The organism is Meridianimarinicoccus sp. MJW13 (assembly GCF_014901205.1).
Lineage (GTDB): Bacteria > Pseudomonadota > Alphaproteobacteria > Rhodobacterales > Rhodobacteraceae > Meridianimarinicoccus.
In genome coordinates this window covers 148703-162476 of the sequence record NZ_JACNMU010000002.1, presented here as the reverse complement: position 1 = coordinate 162476, position 13774 = coordinate 148703, and the positions used below count along the sequence as shown (strand labels likewise).

Genomic DNA, 13774 nt, shown 5'->3' with positions numbered 1-13774 from the left:
GTGGAAACGCTCCTGTCCCTGACCGTCGGCGTGCTGGTTGCCGCCGCCGTCTATCTGATGCTGCAACGCGACCTGCTGCGGTTTCTGTTCGGGCTGACCCTGATATCGAACGCCGCCAACCTGCTGATCTTCACCTCGGGCCAATTGACCAGCGGCCGCCCGCCACTGGTGCCCCAGGGCGCCAAGGCCCCGCTGCCGGGGGTGGCCAACGCGCTGCCGCAGGCGCTGGTGCTGACGGCGGTGGTGATCGGCTTTGGCCTGTTTGCCTTTTCGCTGGTGCTGACGCTGCGGGCCTATACCGACCTTGGCACCCTGAAAACCGATGACATGCGCGTGGCAGAACCCCGCGAAGAAGAGCAGGACGCATGATCTGGATCCTCGTCTTTCCGCTGATGATCCCCTTCTTGACGGCGGTTTTCAGCTTTCTTTACCGTGAACGCGACCTGGGCCGCTGGATCGCCGTGGGCGGGTCCGCCCTGGCCGTCCTTGCGGCCGTGGCGCTGATGAAACAGGTGCTCAGCGATGATGTGGTCGCCGGGCAGATGGGCGAATGGGCCGCCCCCTTCGGCATCACGCTGGTGGCCGACCGGCTGTCGGCGATCATGGTGCTGCTGACCGCGATCTCGGGACTGGCCGTCAGCCTCTATGCCACCGCCGAAATCGACCAGACGCTGGAAAGGCTGGGCTTTCACACCATCCTTCAGATCCTGCTGGGCGGCGTGACCGGCGCCTTCCTGACCGGCGACCTGTTCAACCTGTACGTCTGGTTCGAAGTCATGCTGATCGCGTCATTCGGGCTGCTGATCCTGGGCGGTGAACGGCGGCAGATCGACGGGGCGGTAAAATACGTCACCCTGAACCTCGTTTCCACGGTGCTGTTCCTGTCGGGCATCGGCCTGCTGTACGGCGTCACCGGCACCCTGAACATGGCCGACCTGCGCGGCGCGGTGGCGGCCAGCGACCGGCAGGGGGTTCTGACCGTAATCTCGGTGTTCTTCCTGATCGCCTTTTCCATGAAGGCGGCGGCCTTCCCGCTGTTTTCCTGGCTGCCGGCGTCCTATCACACGCCGACGTTCGTGGTTTCGGCCATCTTCGCCGGGCTGCTGACCAAGGTCGGTGTCTATTCGCTGATGCGCATTTTCACGCTGATCTTCGATAGCGAGGACAGCTTCTTTCAGGACGTCCTGATCTGGGTGGCGGTGCTGACCATGATCACCGGGGTGCTGGGCGCGCTGGCCCAGACCGAGGTGCGGCGCATCCTGTCCTATCAGATCATCAGCTCGATCGGTTTTCTGCTGCTGGGTCTGGCCATCGGCACGCCACTGGCACTGGCCGGTGCCATCTTCTACCTGATGCACAACATCATCGTGAAGGTGCTGCTGTTCCTCGTCGCGGGGGTGATGGAGCGTCTTTCGGGCGGGTCCGACCTGCGCTTCACCGGCGGGCTTTATAAATCGGCGCCGCTGCTGGCCGTGCTGTTCCTGATCCCGGCGTTTTCGCTGGCCGGCTTCCCGCCGTTCTCGGGCTTCTGGGCCAAGGTTCTTCTGGTCAAGGCCACGCTGGATGTGCAGGCTTGGGTGGTTGCAGGTGTGGCGCTGGCGGTCGGGTTGCTGACGATCTATTCGATGACCACGATCTGGGCCGAGGCCTTCTGGAAGGCCCACCCGGATGACCGCGAGCCGGTGCTGGATGATCTGGGCCCCGACAAGGTCGGGATGTTGACCCCGATCGTGTTGCTGTGCGGGCTCAGCCTGATCCTGGGCTTTTTCCCGCAACCCTTCATCACGCTGGCCGAGCAAGCCGCCGCGCAACTGCTGGACCCAACCGCCTATCTGGCGGCTGTTCTGGGGGAGACTGCGCAATGAACCTGTTCGCGATCAACGTCCTTCTGGCCTTTGTCTGGTGCGCCCTGTCGGCTGCCTTTACCTTCAATGCGCTGATCACCGGCTATCTGATCGGTTTCGCGGCCCTGTGGATTACCCAGCCGCTGTACAATGCGCCCAAGCAGTATTTCGTGCGGATGATCCGGATCGTGCAGCTGGCGCTGTTTTTCGTCTATGATCTGCTGGTGTCCAGCATCCGCGTTGCGTGGGACGTGCTGACCCTGCGGGATCGATCGAACCCCAAGATCATCGAGATGCCGCTGGACGTGAAATCCGATCTGGAGATTCTGCTGGTGACCAACCTGATCTCGCTGACGCCGGGCACGCTCAGCCTGGATGTCTCGCCTGACCGCAAGACGCTTTATGTCCACGCCATGTTCGGCGACGATCCCGAGCAGGTCATCGCCGACCTGAAGTCTGGCATGGAACACATGGTACGGAGGGTATTCGAGGAATGACCCCGGAAAACTTCTTCTATTGGTGCACCGAGGCCGGGTTCACGCTGGTGATGATCTCGCTGGTGCTGGGCTTCATCCGGCTGTTCAAGGGACCGTCGTTCTCGGATCGGGTGGTCGCGCTGGACATGATGACCGTGTCGATCGTGGCCTTCTGCGCGCTCTTCGCGATCCGCTCGGAAGCCTCGGCCTTTCTGGACGTGGCGCTAGTGCTGGCGCTGATCGGATTTCTGGCCACCGTGGCACTGGCCCGTTTTGCCGAACGGTCGATGCTGCGGCAGTCGACACAGCCCGTCCTGCCCCCTGCCGAGCAGATGGAGGCCGAAGCCGTCAAGCCGGCACAGACCAAGAAAGACCCTGCCCCGAGGAACCTGTCATGACCGAGATCATCGCCGGCATCCTCGTCCTGACCGGAGGCGCCTTTGCCTTCATCGCGGGGCTTGGGGTGCTGAAATTGCCCGATGTGCTGAACCGGATGCATGCCTCGACCAAGGCGGGCACGCTGGGCAGTGCGCTGACCCTGGCCGCTGCGGCGCTGCATTTCGAAATTGCCAGCGTCACCACAAAGGCCGTGGCCACCATCCTGTTCCTGATGCTGACTGCCCCCATCGCCGCGCATATGATCGGCCGTGCCACGGTCGAGATCCGCCGCGTCAAGGCGGCCCGTGCGGCGGCTCAGGCCAAGCGCGCCTCGTCATAGATCCGCTGGATGAACTGGCCCGCGGGCCGGTCGCGCAGCGGCTCCATCACCGCGCGCATCTCGGGGGGCAGCGCTGCCATCTCGGGCAGGTGACCGCCGTAGCCGCGCGCCACGATCATCGGCGCACCTGAAGTGGCAAAGGCCAGATCGGCCAGCGTCAGGCGGTCGCCGCACAGGTACTTGCGCCCATCGGCCAGCCGCGCGTCGATCTCGTCCCACGCCGCCTGGATGCGGGTCAGGGCCTTTTCGGCATCTTCCGGACCCAGCCCCAGCCCCTTGAACATCGCGGCCTTGATGACGCTGTAGCCGCCCAGCGACATGAAGGCCGTTTCAAACCACGGCACGCCGGTCGTCAGGCTGGGCCAGACCAGTTTCTTGTGTTGCAGGAAGTGGAAATAGGCCCAATGCACGGTGCCCTCGCCCATGTCGTAGCGCATCCGGTGTTGCAGATCCATGACCTCGGCATGCAGTTCGGGCTCGGCCTGCGGATCGGGCACCAGACGGTTGCCTGAGGAGGCCTTGTCATCGAAGGCCGCCACCAGTTTCTCGATGGTGGGGGTTTTCGTGTCACCGTCGATCAGCAGCGGGTAGTCATCCTTGCCGACCCCATGGGACTTGAGCGCGAGGATGTGGAACACCGGGGCGTGGGGCCGCTCGGTATAGGCCACCCCCCAAAGCTGCATCAGCCAGCGCCCCAGATCCACGTCGACACTGGGCAGAAGGGTGACCATGAACGGCGGTTTGGTCATCAGACGGTCCTTATGCGGGGTCGAAGGCGACGGTGAAATGCTGCGGGAAAGGCGTGTCGCCGGAGTCGATCTGCCCGGCCGCGCCCTCGGCCCGGCGCAGGTTCTTTTGCGCCAGTACAGGCTTCAGGATCGCCGGGATCACCGCTTCATTGATAGCGGCGCCGAAACAGGTATGCATCCCGGTGCCCCAGATGATGTAATCCTCGAACCGCCGGTCGGTGCGGAACGCACCGGGCCGGTCGATGGCCGCGCGGTCGAACATGGCCGACAGGCTGGCGGCAAAGACCATCTGCCCTTTCTTCACCTTCAGCCGCCGGAAGGTACCCGAGGCGATCTCGCAGTCGCGGGTGGCGCGGCGGTAGATCACCGGGTTGTGCGGGTTGAAGCGCAGCGCCTCCCAGATGCAGGCGGCCAGTTTGGCGTCATCGCCCGCACGGGCGGCGGCCTGCGCCTCGGCCAGGGCCTCGGGGCGGTTCAGAAGCTCATCCAGCGCCAGGCAACTGGCCTTGGAAATGGTCGGGATCGCGCCGATCAGCAGGCCCAGAAGGTTGTTGCGGATGCCCAGATCGCTCATCCCCGGCGTTTCCGCCGATTGCAGGGCCAGGCAGCGGTTGAGGATGTCGTCCCCTTCGGTCGGACTGGCCTTGCGGGCGGCGATCGCCCCGTCCAGCCAGGCGCGCAACTCGGCCGCCGCCGTCATGGCGCGCGCATCCAGCGCCGGATCGGCCCCCAGATCGCCGAACAGGTACCAGAACAGCGTTGTGGTCCAGCCCTGCATGGTGGCATTGTCCGGCCCGCCGGTGCCGAAATAGCGGTCGGTCATGTCCCAGGGCACCTGCAGCGTCAGCGCCGGGGGCAGATCGAGCCGACCCTCGCTATCGGCCACGATGCCCGCTGCCAATTCGGTGGCACGGGGCAGAACGATCGCGGCCACATCGGTGTGCCGCGCGGCCAGCCGCATGGCCGAGGTGTCGCGGGTGTAGTCCCAACCCGGCTGCATCCCCAGAAAGAAGTTGTCGCCATCGGTCAGCTTGCGCATCCGGGGGCCGTAGACCACCTCGAAATCTGCATCGCGATAGAGCACGTCCAGCACATCGGCGCGCCGGGTCACCACCACCGTGCCGTTGTTGTCATAGGATTTCACCAGCACCCGGCTGAGCCCGATGTTGGGCAGGAAGGCGCGCAATGCATCGAAGACCCTGCGCTGCATGGCCGGCGCGGCAAACACCGCCCCGGCATTGGCCTTGAAGCCGCCCGGCGCGCGCGCCGCCGTCACCCCGGCCCCGGCCAGACCGACCAGCGCCGCCAGCCCCTGCCCCCATTCGGTGACCACCCGCAACGGCGCGGTCACCAGGTTTGCAATCCGTGTCAGCATGGAACGGTCCTCAGGTCGGATCGACGATGCCAAGCGCCATCATGTGCAGCGCCGTCAGCGACGGGATGAAGAAATAGTCGCCCCCCCGCGTTTCCACGAAGGTCTTGAGCTTGCTCATGTAATAGGGCGGCTTGCCGCTGGCGGGATCCGACGGGATGCTGTGCCGCTTGTGGATCTCGTGGCTACCCAGCAGCGGACAGGTGTTGTTGCCCTGGTTGAAGTCCAGCCCGTATTGAATCCACTGCTGCTGCACGAATTCGAACTGCCGGAAGATAGACGCGCCAAGCGCCATGAAAGCCACGCCCTGCTCGGTCTCGTCGGTCATCCCGCCGGGATGGTCCGGCCCATAGGGCAGACCCCGCCGCAGGATGCGCCGGCGCTTGTTGAGCTGGGTGGTGGCCTTGGGGTTCTTGCTGCCCGGCGTGTTCAGCGGATCAAGGTAATCGCGCGTGTTCACCCGCCGCAGGTGCGCCCCGTTGGGACATTTGAACCCTTCCAGGTCGTCGGCATAGCGGAAGTTCGACACTTCCGTGGACGACAGATAGGCCCGCATGGCGCCAAGCGCCTTCAGCGGGTCGGGATCGTCGAACCCCTTTTCCTTGCGGAAGGCTCGCCATCCGTCATAGGTCGGCACGCGCGCCAGCGGCACCCCGTCGGACCAGCGCCCGACCATCTTGGCGATCAGGGTTTCGCGGGCTTCCTCTTCGTCCACGCCCATGGTCGCGGCATAGGTCTTGGCCTCTTCGCCCACCACCTCGGCGAAGGTCGAAACGTTCTCGTGCAGCTTGCGATACACCATGTAGGTGCCGTTGTGCATGAAGTTGGGGGGCTGGGCCGTGGGCGGCAGTTCCTGGCTTTCGTCGGGATGGCCGAGGATGAATTCGCCGGTGGCCAGTGGTTGCCAGCCGTCCTTTTCGTTCATCCATTTGCCGCGCCCGATGACGGCGACCTTTTCCTTGTCCTCCGGGTACTGGCCCTCGAAGACCGGATCGCCGATGCCGTCGGTGATCCCGAAATGCTCTTTCGGGGTGGGGATCTTCTTGTCGCCCAGCGTGTCGAACACTGCCGAGGCGGCCTGGTATTCCTCGCCGCCGTTCTGACCGTTGGTTTTCATGATCCAGACCTTGTGGTCCAGTTCGGCGCACAGCTCGCGCAGCCAGTCGGTCTGTTCCTCCAGCTCAGGCGCTGGTGTGTCGGTCCCCGGTTCGGCCAGTTGCGCGTTCATCGAGATCCAGATGTGAACGTCGTTCTTGCCGCCGACGCCCCGCATCCGGTTGTCGCGCCAGATCGGATCCCATTTGGCGCACCAGTTGCCCGCGTCCTCCTCGGTCTTGGTCACGTCCCGGTCGCCCAGGATGAAGGCGCGGGCCTTCATGCCGTCGATGAACGCCTCGGGCATGCCCTGAAGGGTGCGCGTCGGCAGCCCCATCATGTAGAGCCCGGTGAAGGTGAACCCGATGTTGAAGGTGACCGGCGGCTTGGTGCCCTCGGTCCAGCGCGTCGCGGTGGTGACCCGACGGCGCGCCGCATCGACGAACTTGCGGCCCGCTTCGGGGGTTTCGATGTGCAGGAAGAAATAGCGTGCAAAGGGGAAGGAAAAGCGCCCGTAGGCGCGGGTGACGTTGCCCTGGATGTCGTCCAGATTCAGAATGCGAGTCATCTTGGCCCCCTATCCTTCTATCACGCCGCCGGCGGCGTCGATGGAGATCACGCCGGGCGCCTGACTGGGCGCCATCTTGTTGCCGGGGCGATGCTGTTTCAGGAAGTCGCCGAAATCGGCGTGCAGCGTATCGGCATCGCGGCCTTGCTGGTCGATGACGAAATTCGCGAAATGCTGTTGCAGATACAGCGACTTCAGCACCGATGGCAGATCGCCGTATTTGGCCGGTGGCATGGGCTTCTGCCCGTTGGCCAGGACATAGCGATACAGCCCATAGACCACAGCCGCAGTCACAAGCCCGCCCCAGAAGAAGCTGCCCCAGGCGCTCCACCCGGTCAGCCAACCCAGCAGGAACATCTTGTCCATGCCGAAAATGCCGCCGATCAGCCCCAGAAGGGTAATCGCCGCCGGGATCGCCGCCGCGACAAGCATCGGCTTGGTCGGCAGGTTGCTGAGCTCGGGCTGCGAGATCCAGTAGTCGTTGAACGGCATGGTGGTTTCGATCTGGCACTTGGCCATGTAGGCGGCAAAGCTGGCCCCCGAATCCACCCCGTCAAAGCCGGTGCAATTGCCATAGATCAGGCGCAGTTCCGGCTCCATCGTGGTCCAGAGCTTGCGCAGATAGGCATCGCGCGCCCGTGCCTGCAGGGCCGTATCCAGCACCTCAGGCAGGGATTCGCCCTCGTCCATCACCGCGTCGACATCGGCGCAGAACACCAGGTAGGCGCAGTTCAGGCGATCCACCCGCTGCGGGTTGATCGGATCCTTGCCCTGCAGGGACTCGCAAATCGCGTCTACGGGATTGCGCCCGTTGAAGACCGCGTCTTCCAGCACGAACATCCGGCACAGATGGGTCATGCGGTTGCGCGCGAAGGGGCTGTTTTCCCCGATTTTCTGCGTGGCCGGCGATTGCAGCGCCGTGGGCAACAGCCCCAGCGTCGCCCGGACAAGCTGTTCATGGGAGACGATGGCGCCCGTGGGATCGCTGGTGGAGCCTTGCTTGATCGGCGACAGAAAAGTCAGGAACAGGTGGCCAGTGTCGAATGTCGGCATCGGACCCCTCCTTACGTGCGCTGGCTGTCGAACAGGTTCGACAGTTTGTGAACAAAAGGGGCGCGGTTGGTGTCCGCACGTTCGGTGTCGATCGAGGCCACGGGCCCCAGACCGGGATCGCCCAGGCATCCCTGCACTTTCAAAAGCTGCGCCGTATAGGTCTTGGCGAATTCCTCGGGCGTTTGCCGGGCATGGGCGTCGGCCAGGTCCTCGATGGCCTGATAGACCCGCATGGCGCATTTCACATCGCGCTGCGCCGAGCCGGGCGTCGCGTTGTAGTAGTAGTCATTGAAGACCTGATTGTAGGTGATGTAATTCTTGAACGAGGTCACCGGGATCGACTGCGGATACTTGGTGGCCGAATACCAGAACAGGTTCAGGCCGTTGGGAATCCCGTCTGAAAAGGCATCGATGTACTGGTCCCAGGTGCCGTTGAAGTTCGAACAGAACAGCACATAGTCGTTCTGAATATCCTGCTTGCCCTGCCCCAGATCCGGCCATTGATCACGCTTGATGACGATCCAGCGCGCAAAATGGATCAGCGACAGGCCCAGAAGCCCGCTCAACACCTTGGGCACACCGCGCGCCACCATGAAGATCAACCGGTTGAGCCAGGTGACCCGCGGTTTGCTCGGCGTCACCACGTTCATTGCATAGGCTTTGCCAGCAATGTTCGACATCGTCCCCCCCCTTTGGCCTGTTCGTCGGCCTTCGCATGACTTTGGGGAAACTATACGCCCGCCGGGGGATCCCACGAAGCTTTTTCCCGTTTGCAGGATCGCCGGGTCGTGAATTCCACACCGAATCCAGAGGGCCAGACGGGCGGACTAACGAATTCTCAAGCCTCGGCTGTCACATGCTTGTGGGTCGGCATGAATTGCGGCGGAGTGTGGCGTGAAACGCAGGTTTACCAGTTTGATCCTTGTGGTGATGTTCATCGGTGCGGCGGGTGCGGCGGTCGCACGCCGCGCCGATGCGCCACCCCCGGATCTGTGCGAACGCGCCGCGCACAAGGCCGCGCGCACGACAGGGGTGCCGGTTCAGGTGCTGCTGGCGATTTCCCTGACCGAAACCGGGCGCAAGCAGGCCAGCGGCTTCGGGCCCTGGCCCTGGACGCTGAACATCGCGGGCGAGGGATTTTTCTTTGACACGCCCGCGGCCGCGCTAGCCCGCGCCGAACGCAGCCTGCGCAGCGGGCAGACCAGCTTCGATGTCGGCTGTTTTCAGGTGAACTATCGCTGGCACGGCGATGCCTTCGCCTCTCTGGCCGAGATGCTTGAACCGGATCGCAATGCGCTTTACGCCGCGCAGTTCCTGGCCGCGCTGTTTGCCGAAAGCGGCGATTGGACCGTGGCGGCCGGACACTATCATTCCCGCACCAAGGTCCACGCCGACCGCTACCGCAAGATCTTCACCCGGCATCTGGCGCGTCTTGGTCCGTTGGACCACCAGGCACCCCTGCCCGCCAGCGACGCCATGATTGCCCGCGTCAACCGCTTTCCCCTGCTGCAGGCAGGCGCGCCGTCCGCGACCATGGGCTCGCTGGTGCCCGACGTGGCGGTGGTGCGGGGCGGGTTGTTCGCCGATCACGATGTCCGCGCATTGTGGAGCCGCTGATGCCGAAGATCGACGCCCATACCCTGTTTCAGCCCACGATCCTGATGGCCCTGGCCCTGATGGCGATCATCGTGATGATGATCTTGCCGATGCCCGCCTGGGTGCTGGACATCGGGCTTGCGGGGTCGTTCTCGCTGGCAATCCTGATTTTCACCGTGACCCTGTTCATTGAAAAGCCACTGGATTTCTCGGCCTTCCCGACGATCCTGCTGGCGTCGCTGATGCTTCGGCTGTCGCTGAACGTGTCCTCGACCAAGCTGATCATCGGCCAGGGCCATTCCGGCACCCATGCTGCCGGCGGGGTCATCAACGGCTTTGCCAGTTTCATCATGGGCGGCAGCGTGTTCCTGGGCGTCGTGGTCTTCTGCGTGCTGCTGATCGTCAACTTCATGGTCATCACCAAGGGTGCCGCCCGCATGGCCGAGGTTGGCGCGCGCTTCGCGCTGGACGGGATGCCGGGCAAGCAACTGGCCATCGACAGCGATATCGCCGCAGGCTCGATCACCCATGAGGAAGCCAAGGAACGCCGCGCCCGCGAACAGGCCGAAACGACCTTCTTCGGTTCGCTCGACGGGGCGTCGAAATTCGTCAAGGGCGATGCGGTCGCCGGGCTGCTCATCACCCTACTGAACATGGTGATGGGGCTGGTCATGGGCACGGTGATCCACGGCATGGCCTTCAGCGAGGCCGCCAAGACCTATGCCATCCTGACGGTGGGCGACGGGCTTGTGACGCAAATCCCGGCGGTCATCATCTCCATCGCCTCGGCCCTGCTGCTGGCGCGCGGTGGCACCACCGGCACCACCGATCTGGCCATTTTTACTCAACTGGGCCGCTATCCGGCAGCACTGGGAACCGTGGGCTTGCTGATGGCCCTGTTCGCGCTGGTGCCGGGCCTGCCGCTGATCCCGTTCCTTCTGGGCGCCCTCGGACTGGGTGCTGCCGCCTACTACGCCTGGAAAGAGGATCAGCGCGCCGCCCAGCGCGCCTCCGCGCAGGAGTTGGCCTCGGCGGCGGAAACCGCGCCCAGGACCTCCATTGGCGACCTGCTGGATCTTGATGATATCCACGTGGAATTTGCCCCGGACCTGGTGCCGATGATCCTGGACCCTGCCACCGGGCTGGAGGCGCGGATCACTTCGATGCGGATGCATGTGGCCGAAACCTTCGGCCTGCTGTTGCCCGAGATTCGCCTGACCGACAGCAGCGCCTTGCCTGTGGGCACCTATGCCATTCGCATTCAGGGCGTGGAACGGGTACGCGACCGTCTGGCCAGCGACCGGGTTCTGGCCCTGCTTCCCGATGGCGATCCGCCCGACATCCCCGGACGCGACGTGAAAGAGCCGGTCTATGGCGCCCCGGCCCGCTGGATCGACCCCGCCGACCAGGATCGCATGGCGATCGAAGGCGCCACGGTGGTCTCGGCGCCCGAGGTGCTGGCCACCCACCTACTGGAGGTCATCAAGGCCAATCTGGCACAGCTGATGACCCAGAAGGCGCTGCGCCGCCTGCTGGACGAGATGACCCGGCTCAGCGACCCGGAACGGGCCGAGGCCAACCGCCGCCTGCTGGACGAGCTGATCCCCGACAAGGTTCCGCAGGAACTGCTGCTGGCGGTGCTGCGGCTGCTGCTGGAGGAACGCGTGTCGATCCGAAACCTGCCGCTGATCCTTGATGCCATCACCGAAGCCCGCCCCCTGCATGGCATGCCCGAGGCGGTTTGCGAACATGTGCGCCAGCGGCTGGGGTTCCAGCTGGTGGCCGAGTATCGCCGCGACGATGGCACGTTGCCGGTTCTGCAACTGGCGCCGGAATGGGAAGACGCCTTTCAGCGCTACCAGATCGAAACCGACCGTCCGTTGCCCGAAGTGGCCCTGCCCGCCGAGGAGTTTAACCGCCTGTCGATGGCCATTGCCGACCGTTACGCCCGCAGCAGCGGAGAGGCCACGCTGCCCGCGCTGGTGACGTCGACCCGGCGACGGCGGTTCCTGAAAACCGTGGTTGCGGCCCGCGGCCTGCGCCTGCCCGTGCTGTCGTTCGAAGAACTGGGGGTCGACGCGCGGCCCGCCATCCTGGGCGTCGTGCCGGCATGAACGACATCCTGCAGGCCATGGCCGGCCTCGGCGGCCCCTGGCTGTGGAGCGGCTGGGCGGTGTTCCTGCGAGTCGGGGCCGCGATGATGTTCCTTCCGGCCTTCGGAGAGCAGACGGTTCCGATGCGCCTGCGGCTGGCCACGGCGGGCGCTTTCACGGTCATTGTCGTTCCGATCGTCAGCCCCGACCTGTCCCTGCCCGCCGTCGGCCTGCCGGGCCTGATACATCTGACGCTGACCGAAACCCTGTCCGGACTGACGCTGGGGTTCTCGATCCGGGCGCTGGTCTGGGCGCTGCACGTGGCCGGAACCATGGCTGCGCAGGCCACCTCTCTGTCGCAACTTCTGGGCGGGGAAGCCATCGACCCGCAACCGGCCATCGCCCGCTTGCTGACCCTTGGCGGCCTGGCGCTGGCCGCCACGGCGGGCCTGCATCTGCGGATCACCGAGGCGCTTGTGCGCTCCTATGACACCCTGCCCGCCGGAACGCTGCCCCTGGCCGCAGACCTGTCGCGCTTTGCGGTGACGCGGGTGGTGGATCTGTTCGGCACGGCATTTTCCTTTGCCGCGCCCTTCCTGATCGCCTCGCTGGTCTACAACCTCGCTCTGGGGGTCATCAACCGTGCCATGCCGCAGCTGATGGTTGCCTTTGTCGGCGCGCCGGCCATCACCGCCGGTGGCCTGGGGCTGCTTCTGCTGACGGCGCCCCGGATGCTGGACGTCTGGCTCCGCCTGCTCAACTTGCGCCTCGCAGCCCCCTTCGAGGTGCTGCCGTGAGCGATCAGGAGTCCCCCGGCGACAAACCCTATGACCCGTCCCCGAAGAAGCTGGAAGATGCCCGCAAGAAGGGCGAGATCCCGCGTTCCGCCGATCTGCTGACCGCGGCGTCTTACGGGGGATCATTGCTGGCGTTGACCCTTCTTGGGCCATGGATGGTGACGCAAGGCGGTACCGTGCTGATGGTCCTGCTGGATCGCGCCGACAGCCTGTCGGAACAGATGCTGTCCGATGGCGGCCAGTCCCTTGCGGGCGGCATGATGGCCCGCTTCGGGCTGGCCGTGGCGCCGGTGTTCCTGCTGCCCGCCGCGCTGGTCTTGACCACCACCTTTGCGCTGCGCAGTTTCCTGGTCACGCCGTCGAAACTGGCCCCCAAGCTTAACCGGATCTCGCCGCTGGCGTCGATGAAGAACAAGTTCGGCCGCAGCGGGCTGTTCGAATTTGCCAAGAGCTTCACGAAATTGCTGGTGATCTCCGCCCTGCTGGGCCTCTACCTGTCCTCGCGACTGGAGACGATGGTCACCACGCTCTACCTCGGCCCGTCTGCCGTCACCGTCGAAATGGCCCGAATGGCGCTGGAGTTCCTGGCTGTGGTGCTGGTGGTGACGGTGGCCATCGGGGGAGTGGACTACCTGTGGCAGCGGGCGGAACACCTGCGCAAGCATCGCATGTCGCACAAGGAAATGACCGACGAGGCCAAGCAGACCGAAGGCGACCCGCAGATGAAGCAGCAGCGGCGCCAGAAAGGCTATGACATTGCCACCAACCGGATGATGGCCGAGGTGCCCAAGGCCGATGTTGTGATCGTCAATCCACAGCATTTCGCCGTGGCGCTGAAATGGGATCGATCAAACCGCGGTGCGCCGGTCTGTGTGGCCAAGGGCGTGGACGAGGTTGCCGCCCGGATCCGGGAAGCCGCCCGCGGCGCCAGCGTGCCCCTGCACCGCGATCCCCCGACCGCGCGCGCGCTGCATGCCACGACCGAGATCGGGCAGGAAATCGCACCGGATCACTACAAGGCCGTGGCTGCGGCCATCCGCTTTGCCGACCGGATGCGCAAACTGCGGAGCAAGGCGAAATGACCGATCCCAAGATGGATCAACTGGTGACACTCGCGCGGCTGCGCAAATTGCACGAAGAGACCAAGCTGGCCCGGTTGACGGCCAGGCGCCGGCAGTTGGAAGCCGAGATCGCAGCCCTGAGAACATCCTGCCCCGAACCCTTGAAACTGGATGAATTTGTGTTCTCGGGGGGGTGGGAGCGGGCTCGACTGTGGCGCGATGCCCAGATACTGGCGCGGAATTCGGAACTTGCCAACCTGCGCGCCGAAATCTCGGACCAGATGCCCGCGTCCAACCGCGCCAACGCGCGCTTCGAGATTGCACGGGAACTGAAGGATCGAAAGACCTGACC

Annotated in this window: 15 protein-coding genes; 10 read left to right on the top strand and 5 right to left on the bottom strand. The window is 64.7% G+C overall.

Annotation, left to right across the window (positions count from 1 at the left end):
- The 5 genes from H8B03_RS03740 to mnhG are packed head-to-tail and all read left to right on the top strand — an operon-like array spanning position 1 to position 3038.
- Positions 1-369 carry a Na+/H+ antiporter subunit C gene (locus tag H8B03_RS03740; RefSeq protein WP_193140393.1) on the top strand — a complete coding sequence of 123 codons (369 nt, stop codon included), beginning with the start codon at positions 1-3 and terminating at the stop codon, positions 367-369.
- Positions 366-1865: a Na+/H+ antiporter subunit D gene (locus H8B03_RS03735; RefSeq protein ID WP_193140392.1), complete on the top strand. Its 1500-nt coding sequence runs from the start codon at positions 366-368 to the stop codon at positions 1863-1865. Before H8B03_RS03740 ends, H8B03_RS03735 begins: the two co-directional genes overlap by 4 nt.
- Complete coding sequence (locus H8B03_RS03730) at positions 1862-2341, top strand: Na+/H+ antiporter subunit E (RefSeq protein ID WP_193140391.1); 480 nt, start codon at positions 1862-1864, stop codon at positions 2339-2341. The genes H8B03_RS03735 and H8B03_RS03730 overlap by 4 nt, the downstream gene beginning before the upstream one ends.
- Positions 2338-2718 (top strand): monovalent cation/H+ antiporter complex subunit F, encoded by a 381-nt coding sequence (locus H8B03_RS03725; RefSeq protein WP_193140390.1) that lies wholly within the window; start codon positions 2338-2340, stop codon positions 2716-2718. The genes H8B03_RS03730 and H8B03_RS03725 overlap by 4 nt, the downstream gene beginning before the upstream one ends.
- Positions 2715-3038, top strand: coding sequence for a monovalent cation/H(+) antiporter subunit G (gene mnhG / locus H8B03_RS03720; protein WP_193140389.1), 324 nt, complete (start codon positions 2715-2717; stop codon positions 3036-3038). Before H8B03_RS03725 ends, mnhG begins: the two co-directional genes overlap by 4 nt.
- On the opposite strand, the gene H8B03_RS03715 is transcribed toward mnhG, so the two are convergent.
- The 5 genes from H8B03_RS03715 to H8B03_RS03695 are packed head-to-tail and all read right to left on the bottom strand — an operon-like array spanning position 3014 to position 8555.
- Entirely contained in the window at positions 3014-3787 is a 774-nt protein-coding gene (locus H8B03_RS03715; RefSeq protein ID WP_193140388.1) for a glutathione S-transferase C-terminal domain-containing protein, read from the bottom strand. The two genes, mnhG and H8B03_RS03715, sit on opposite strands and share 25 nt — an antisense overlap.
- Positions 3788-3797: 10 nt before the next feature.
- On the bottom strand, positions 3798-5162 hold the full coding sequence (locus tag H8B03_RS03710; protein WP_193140387.1) for a cytochrome P450: 1365 nt from the start codon (positions 5160-5162) through the stop codon (positions 3798-3800).
- Between the two features lie 10 nt (positions 5163-5172).
- Entirely contained in the window at positions 5173-6822 is a 1650-nt protein-coding gene (locus H8B03_RS03705; protein ID WP_193140386.1) for a peroxidase, read from the bottom strand.
- A 9-nt stretch (positions 6823-6831) separates the two neighbouring features.
- Positions 6832-7875 (bottom strand): hypothetical protein, encoded by a 1044-nt coding sequence (locus tag H8B03_RS03700; RefSeq protein ID WP_193140385.1) that lies wholly within the window; start codon positions 7873-7875, stop codon positions 6832-6834.
- Positions 7876-7886: 11 nt separating this feature from the next.
- Entirely contained in the window at positions 7887-8555 is a 669-nt protein-coding gene (locus H8B03_RS03695; protein WP_193140384.1) for a hypothetical protein, read from the bottom strand.
- Between the two features lie 214 nt (positions 8556-8769).
- On the opposite strand from H8B03_RS03695, the gene H8B03_RS03690 reads away from it, so the two are divergent.
- The 5 genes from H8B03_RS03690 to H8B03_RS03670 are packed head-to-tail and all read left to right on the top strand — an operon-like array spanning position 8770 to position 13772.
- Positions 8770-9492, top strand: a complete 723-nt coding sequence (locus tag H8B03_RS03690) for a lytic transglycosylase domain-containing protein (protein ID WP_193140383.1) — start codon at positions 8770-8772, stop codon at positions 9490-9492.
- Positions 9492-11585 carry a flagellar biosynthesis protein FlhA gene (flhA, locus tag H8B03_RS03685; RefSeq protein WP_193140382.1) on the top strand — a complete coding sequence of 698 codons (2094 nt, stop codon included), beginning with the start codon at positions 9492-9494 and terminating at the stop codon, positions 11583-11585. Before H8B03_RS03690 ends, flhA begins: the two co-directional genes overlap by 1 nt.
- Positions 11582-12361: a flagellar biosynthetic protein FliR gene (locus H8B03_RS03680; protein ID WP_193140381.1), complete on the top strand. Its 780-nt coding sequence runs from the start codon at positions 11582-11584 to the stop codon at positions 12359-12361. The genes flhA and H8B03_RS03680 overlap by 4 nt, the downstream gene beginning before the upstream one ends.
- Complete coding sequence (locus tag H8B03_RS03675; RefSeq protein WP_193140380.1) at positions 12358-13443, top strand: flagellar biosynthesis protein FlhB; 1086 nt, start codon at positions 12358-12360, stop codon at positions 13441-13443. Before H8B03_RS03680 ends, H8B03_RS03675 begins: the two co-directional genes overlap by 4 nt.
- Entirely contained in the window at positions 13440-13772 is a 333-nt protein-coding gene (locus tag H8B03_RS03670) for a hypothetical protein (protein ID WP_193140379.1), read from the top strand. Before H8B03_RS03675 ends, H8B03_RS03670 begins: the two co-directional genes overlap by 4 nt.
- Positions 13773-13774 lie beyond the last annotated feature (2 nt).

Bases quoted from the DNA above. Each gene is read 5' to 3' on its own strand.
- H8B03_RS03680 (WP_193140381.1), top strand. From the start codon at position 11,582: ATGAACGACATCCTGCAGGCCATGGCCGGCCTCGGCGGCCCCTGGCTG.
- H8B03_RS03705 (WP_193140386.1), bottom strand. From the start codon at position 6,822: ATGACTCGCATTCTGAATCTGGACGACATCCAGGGCAACGTCACCCGC.
- H8B03_RS03710 (WP_193140387.1), bottom strand. From the start codon at position 5,162: ATGCTGACACGGATTGCAAACCTGGTGACCGCGCCGTTGCGGGTGGTC.
- H8B03_RS03730 (WP_193140391.1), top strand. From the start codon at position 1,862: ATGAACCTGTTCGCGATCAACGTCCTTCTGGCCTTTGTCTGGTGCGCC.
- H8B03_RS03700 (WP_193140385.1), bottom strand. From the start codon at position 7,875: ATGCCGACATTCGACACTGGCCACCTGTTCCTGACTTTTCTGTCGCCG.
- H8B03_RS03695 (WP_193140384.1), bottom strand. From the start codon at position 8,555: ATGTCGAACATTGCTGGCAAAGCCTATGCAATGAACGTGGTGACGCCG.
- mnhG (WP_193140389.1), top strand. From the start codon at position 2,715: ATGACCGAGATCATCGCCGGCATCCTCGTCCTGACCGGAGGCGCCTTT.
- H8B03_RS03715 (WP_193140388.1), bottom strand. From the start codon at position 3,787: ATGACCAAACCGCCGTTCATGGTCACCCTTCTGCCCAGTGTCGACGTG.
- H8B03_RS03725 (WP_193140390.1), top strand. From the start codon at position 2,338: ATGACCCCGGAAAACTTCTTCTATTGGTGCACCGAGGCCGGGTTCACG.
- H8B03_RS03735 (WP_193140392.1), top strand. From the start codon at position 366: ATGATCTGGATCCTCGTCTTTCCGCTGATGATCCCCTTCTTGACGGCG.
- H8B03_RS03670 (WP_193140379.1), top strand. From the start codon at position 13,440: ATGACCGATCCCAAGATGGATCAACTGGTGACACTCGCGCGGCTGCGC.
- flhA (WP_193140382.1), top strand. From the start codon at position 9,492: ATGCCGAAGATCGACGCCCATACCCTGTTTCAGCCCACGATCCTGATG.